Annotated in this window: 7 protein-coding genes; 3 read left to right on the top strand and 4 right to left on the bottom strand. The window is 66.3% G+C overall.

What is annotated here, in order from left to right:
* Window positions 1-428 (top strand): C40 family peptidase (locus BN13_RS16170; RefSeq protein ID WP_162199983.1); only part of this gene is annotated, 428 nt, incomplete at its 5' end.
* A gap of 72 nt (window positions 429-500) precedes the next feature.
* Here BN13_RS16170 and BN13_RS16165 read toward each other — a convergent pair.
* Entirely contained in the window at window positions 501-1,025 is a 525-nt protein-coding gene (locus BN13_RS16165) for an O-acetyl-ADP-ribose deacetylase (RefSeq protein WP_048548207.1), read from the bottom strand.
* Window positions 1,026-1,108: 83 nt separating this feature from the next.
* Between BN13_RS16165 and BN13_RS16160 the strand changes: the two genes are divergently transcribed.
* Window positions 1,109-1,480: a PH domain-containing protein gene (locus tag BN13_RS16160; protein WP_235434090.1), complete on the top strand. Its 372-nt coding sequence runs from the start codon at window positions 1,109-1,111 to the stop codon at window positions 1,478-1,480.
* A gap of 16 nt (window positions 1,481-1,496) precedes the next feature.
* Here the strand turns inward: BN13_RS16160 and BN13_RS20680 are convergent, their stop codons facing one another.
* The 3 genes from BN13_RS20680 to BN13_RS16150 form a co-directional block, all read right to left on the bottom strand.
* Entirely contained in the window at window positions 1,497-1,619 is a 123-nt protein-coding gene (locus BN13_RS20680; RefSeq protein ID WP_268806972.1) for a hypothetical protein, read from the bottom strand.
* 241 nt (window positions 1,620-1,860) lie between these two features.
* Window positions 1,861-2,559: a DUF3800 domain-containing protein gene (locus BN13_RS16155; RefSeq protein ID WP_048548206.1), complete on the bottom strand. Its 699-nt coding sequence runs from the start codon at window positions 2,557-2,559 to the stop codon at window positions 1,861-1,863.
* Between the two features lie 149 nt (window positions 2,560-2,708).
* Window positions 2,709-3,953: a DUF2510 domain-containing protein gene (locus tag BN13_RS16150; protein ID WP_048548205.1), complete on the bottom strand. Its 1,245-nt coding sequence runs from the start codon at window positions 3,951-3,953 to the stop codon at window positions 2,709-2,711.
* Between the two features lie 56 nt (window positions 3,954-4,009).
* On the opposite strand from BN13_RS16150, the gene BN13_RS16145 reads away from it, so the two are divergent.
* Window positions 4,010-5,059: an IS30 family transposase gene (locus tag BN13_RS16145; RefSeq protein ID WP_235433932.1), complete on the top strand. Its 1,050-nt coding sequence runs from the start codon at window positions 4,010-4,012 to the stop codon at window positions 5,057-5,059.
* Window positions 5,060-5,066 lie beyond the last annotated feature (7 nt).

The raw sequence follows: 5,066 nt of genomic DNA, 5'->3' as shown, positions 1-5,066 counted from the left end.
CCGCCACGACCGCGGGTGCGCCGGCCACGTCGAGCAACCCGGCGCCGGCCACCACGAACACCCCCGCCCCCAGCACCCCCGCCCCGTCCCAGCCGGCCGCCAGCGGCGTGCTGGCGATCGCGGCGTCGCTGTCGGGCATCCCCTACGTCTACGGCGGCTCGACTCCGGCTGGCTTCGACTGCTCGGGCTTCACGATGTACATCTTCGCCAAGGTCGGCATCTCCTTGCCCCGCACCGCGGCCGGTCAGCAGGCCGCCGCGACCCCGGTCAGCAACCCGCAGCCCGGTGACCTGGTGTTCTTCGGCTACCCGGCCTACCACGTCGGCATTTACGCCGGCAACGGCATGATGTACGACTCCCCGCGCACCGGCCTCTCCTCGGGCCTGCGCGCGATCTGGTCGTCCAGCGCGACCTACGGCCGTCCCTGACGCCCGACTCCGCACGATCCACCCGGTGACGAACGCCGGACGGGGCCCCCGCCCGTCCGGCGTTCGGTGCGTCTAGCCGCGCTCGGCCGTCTCCGCCCACACCGCGCGCGCGTCCTCACTGAACAGCACAAACCGGATCACCCGTATGCCGCTCAGCCCCTCTCCGTCCCCCCTCGCCGCCGCGAGTCCCTCCCGGGCGACCGTGGCCATGTCCCAGCCGTAGACCCCACCCCCGATGGCCGGGAACGCGACCGACGTCGCACCGACCTCCTCGGCGACGCCGAGGCTGGCGCTGAAGCATCGGCGCAGCACCTCCGGGTCGGTCTCACCGGCGTGCCGGTTCGGGCCGACGGTGTGGATGACCCATCGCGCCGGCAGGTTGTAGGCCCCGGTCGCCACCGCTTCCCCAGCCGGCAGCCCACCCGGCAGCCGCTCGCGGCGCACCGCCCGGCATTCGGCAAGCAGCCCGGGACCGGCCGCCCGATGAATGGCCCCATCCACCCCGCCCCCGCCGAGCAGGCTGGAGTTGGCCGCGTTGACGATCGCATCGACCGCCTGGGTGGTCAGGTCCCCGTGGATGATCTCGATGGTGGCCATGGCGTCACCGTATGCCGCGTGCGAAGGTTGGGGGGAGCGGGCGGGCGAGCCCGCGACATACGACAGAAGAGAGGTGGCCCGGGTTGTCCGACGAGGTGTATTACGACAAGAAGGAGCAGTTGCAGATCGTGCGCAACTCGCTGCTCCCCGAGGAGCAGGTGTTCGCGGTCTACGACGGCAAGGACGTCGGCACCGGCTTCATCGGCCTGACCGACAAGCGAGTTATCTTGCAGGACAATAGCTTTGCCGGCGGTCGGGTCGCGGTGACCTCTGTGCCGTACTCGAAGATCACGGCGGTGTCCTATGCCTCCAACGCCTCCGTCTTCGGCCGGTTCACCGAGGAGACGGCCGTCGCCATCCACACCTCACACGCGACCTACGAGATCCTCCTGCGCGGCTCCGACAAGGCCAAGCACACGCACGACGTGATCCTGCACTACATGGTGTATTCCTGAGTCGTCCCCTCCGTGGTTAGTCGTCGACAAGGTCGACCAAAGGCGCGGGGTCGCGCGTGATGTCGTACTCGCCGAGCAACCGAATGGCCTTCTTCCGATCGAGGGCCCAGTCAAAGGCCATCACTGGGGCCCTCGTCATCCTGAGCACCCTGGAATGCGGACGGGATTATGCGCACGTCACGGTCGTACGCGGACGCCGGGGTCGGATGTGGACCCCACGACTGGTCAGTAGTACCAGGGGAACGGCGTCACGGGTGACGGTCGATGTTGGCCGTTGCTGGCATGTGCGGCCTGACCTGCGCAAACTTGGCTGACGTTGCTGGTGGATGCTGGTCGCTCTGTGTCGTCCTGCCACATTTTTGCCACATCTCCGAGGCTGCTCAGGACCCAAACCGCTTGCGGTCCAGAGTCTTGAAGTAGAGGCGCTTCAGCGCCTGCTCAGCGCTGCGCTTCTCGGTGGCGAAGAAGTCGCGCTCCGAGGACGACAGGCCGACGGAGTTGATCTTGGATCGCAGGAGTTCCAGAGTGCAGCACAGGTCGGCGGCCTGGAACAGGCTGTAGTCGGACGGCACCACCTTGCGGACCTCAACCGTGCTCAACTGCGAGTTGAAGGCGCTGTTGACGATGTTGGTCAGCTCCTTCTGCCCGTTGTCGTAGTAGATGACGATGCGGTCCCACGAACTGAAGTACTCGTAGTTGTCGCGGATCAGCGCCCCCATATCTCGGGACATCAGCGACACGAGTCGGTCTATCTCGCCGACTTCGCGCTTGTTGAGCACCAGCGAGTGCTGCCTGATCTCGCAGCGGTGAACGAAGTCCATCAGCAGCCGGAAGATGGCCCGTCTGGCAGGGACATCCATCCAGCGGTACTCCTGCTCGCGCCGAATGAGGGGTCCAGCGTGGATGGCGTGGTCGATCGGGAGCCCTCGGGCCACCAGCCCGTCGTGGATGCCGTCGAGGTGGCCGCTGATGCTGTCACTCTGGTCGTGGAACACGAGACCGACGATGTAGAACGGCGAGTGTTTCTCGTACGGTCCGAAGTCACCTGACTCGTCGATGAAGATGCTGAGTTCTCGCACGACCTACTCCAGAAACAACTTCAGGCGGGCGATGCCCGCCTGAAGGATGTGGCGAAGGTAGCTCCGCCTAAAGGGTGGACCATGACCCGAAGGTCAGCCCAGTGGGACAAGCCTAGCACGCGGGTTAGGCACGTCGGGCTGCCCAACATCTACACCTCTGGCGGAGGGTAGTCAGCCGTCATGCCCGATGCGACCGGGTTGGGATGTACACCCGCTTCTTCGAGTGCAGCCAATCGCGCCGTGATGTCTCGGCGCCCCGCGCCCGGCCCAAGGCCGCTCTCCACCGCACGGGCCAGAACCGCCGCCTCGCCAGCATGGTTTCGTGCGTGCCTGAGATGACCTGCCGCTTCGGAGTAGGCGGCCGGCGAGGTTCCATAGCCTTCTGTACCCGCCGCGTTCTCGACCGCGTCCATGCAGCGGAACATCAACTCAAGGTGTGTGACCAGCTCCGCGCCCTTGAGCTTGCCGGGCCAGGAGAACTTAGTGCTCGAGAGGAACTCCCACGTCTGCTGGCCCTCGATCTCGGCTCCGCGATTCACCTGGTCGTCCCGCCCGGGATATGGCGTGTCGGAGTAGGTGACTCCTACCGCGTCGGTGACCCAGTGCTTCCAATAGCGGCCGTCCCACCACCGCGAAGCCTCCCGGCCAGTCGGATCGGCGTACCAGCCCTCTGCAGGACCAGCCGGGGGTGCCTCCGGGATCGCTGGTTTCGCCTCACTCAGGACCTGCGGCTGTGTCGGCAGGACCTGCCGCTCACGCGTCCCCAAGTCGAATCCAAGGCGCTTCGCCAGCCACTCCTGGGTCGCGCCCCACGTCAGCATGTCTTTCGGGTAGACCTCGATCAGGTCGATGCCGTACTTCTCGGCGAGTTCGCGTTTCTCTTGGATTCGCGCGTCGTAGTCGGGGTTGCCGACGAGCCCGAAGAACTCAATGAACGAGCCCCCCACGAGGAAGTCGCCTCGGTAGTTGCTGTCCGGGTATCGCGGCTCTTTCGCATGGTCGACGCCGTACGCCGAGAGCCAGTCGTCGATCGTGCGCTCGGGCAGAGACAGGCATACATGGCCGTCGGCGGCAACGGATCGGACGCCGCGGACGGTGTGGTGCGCTCCATCCGGAAGCACGCCGGAGACAGTGAGTAGGTTGAGCCACGATCCGAACGATTCCTTGATCCGCTTAGCGGTGGGTCGCCGTGCAGCCAAGCTGAGCAACTGGGAACGCGCGATGTCGCCCGAGACCGTCTTCAAGAAGTCGCCGCCGAAGAAGTCCTGCGGCGGAATCATCCCGGTCAACGTCGCAACATCGCTAACCCAGTCGGCAATGTCAGCGTCCGAGAGTTTCAGATCATCCAGATCGCTTCCGCCAGCGAATGCGGCATTGGAGCAGGGCAGGGTCATAGCGTCCAAGCAACAGCCTCCACTGGATCGGGGCTGAAGGCTGGGAGGCTGGACCGGTGGCAGGCACGAGACGGCAGTTGACGATCAAGGACCGGGCGGAGATTTCGGCTGGGTTGAAGGCGGGCTGGAGCCCGGCGCGGATCGCGCGTGACCTGGGCCGGGATCGGTCAGTGATCACCCGGGAGATTGCCCGGAACTCCACCAAGACGTGTGGGTATCGGGTGGTCAGCGCCGACGTGCGGGCCCAACGGCGCCGCGCCCGTCCGCAGCCGCGCAAGGTGGCCGCCGATCCGCTGCTGGGTCAGCGGGTGTTGGCCGATCTGCGGCAGTCTCGCACGCCCCGTCAGATCGCCGGCCGGTTGAAGTTGGAGGCCGAGGACGCCACCGTGGAGGTCATGAAGGGTTCCCTACCGGCCGGTGGCCTGCTGGCTTCGCACGAGGCGATCTACCAGTTCATTTACGCCATGCCCCGCGCCGAGCTGGTCCGCCACGGGGTCTTCCTGCGCTCCAAGCGCACCCAGCGAAAGCCCCGCTCATCGAGCAGGCGCGGGGCCCCGATCGTGGGGATGCGTCCCATCACCGCCCGGGAGAACGAACACCCCGGCAGCGCCGAGCGGAGGGTACCCGGGCACTGGGAAGGCGACCTGATCATCGGCAAGAACGGCGCCAGCGCTGCAGCCACCATGGTCGAGCGGATGTCCCGGTACACCGTGATCGTGGCCCTGCATCACGGCAAGTCCAGCGACGACCTGGCCGAGGTCCTGATCGAGCACGTCAACGCCCTACCCGAAATGATGCGCGCCTCGCTGACTTGGGATCAAGGCAGCGAGATGGCCCGCCACGCCGCGCTGACCGTCGCCACCGACCTGCCGGTGTACTTCGCCGATCCACACAGCCCCTGGCAGCGTCCCAGCAACGAGAACACCAACGGCCTGATCCGTGAGTACATCCCCAAGGGCGAGAACATCCCCGCCCATCAGCCCTACCTGAACTCCATCGCCGAAGAACTCAACGAACGCCCCCGAGCCGTCCTGGGCTACCTCACCCCCCGCGAATCCTTCGAACGACTCCTCCTCGGCCAACCCCACGTTGCTACGACGCCTTGACACCGCC

This window comes from Nostocoides jenkinsii Ben 74 (assembly GCF_001046875.1).
Lineage (GTDB): Bacteria > Actinomycetota > Actinomycetes > Actinomycetales > Dermatophilaceae > Nostocoides_A > Nostocoides_A jenkinsii.
The sequence above is the reverse complement of the archived record's forward strand: the minus strand, read 5'-3'. Positions and strand labels throughout refer to the sequence as shown.

Coding starts and splice junctions, on each gene's coding strand:
- BN13_RS16165 (WP_048548207.1), bottom strand. CDS start 1,025: ATGGCCACCATCGAGATCATCCACGGGGACCTGACCACCCAGGCGGTC.
- BN13_RS16150 (WP_048548205.1), bottom strand. CDS start 3,953: ATGACCCTGCCCTGCTCCAATGCCGCATTCGCTGGCGGAAGCGATCTG.
- BN13_RS20680 (WP_268806972.1), bottom strand. CDS start 1,619: ATGACGAGGGCCCCAGTGATGGCCTTTGACTGGGCCCTCGATCGGAAG.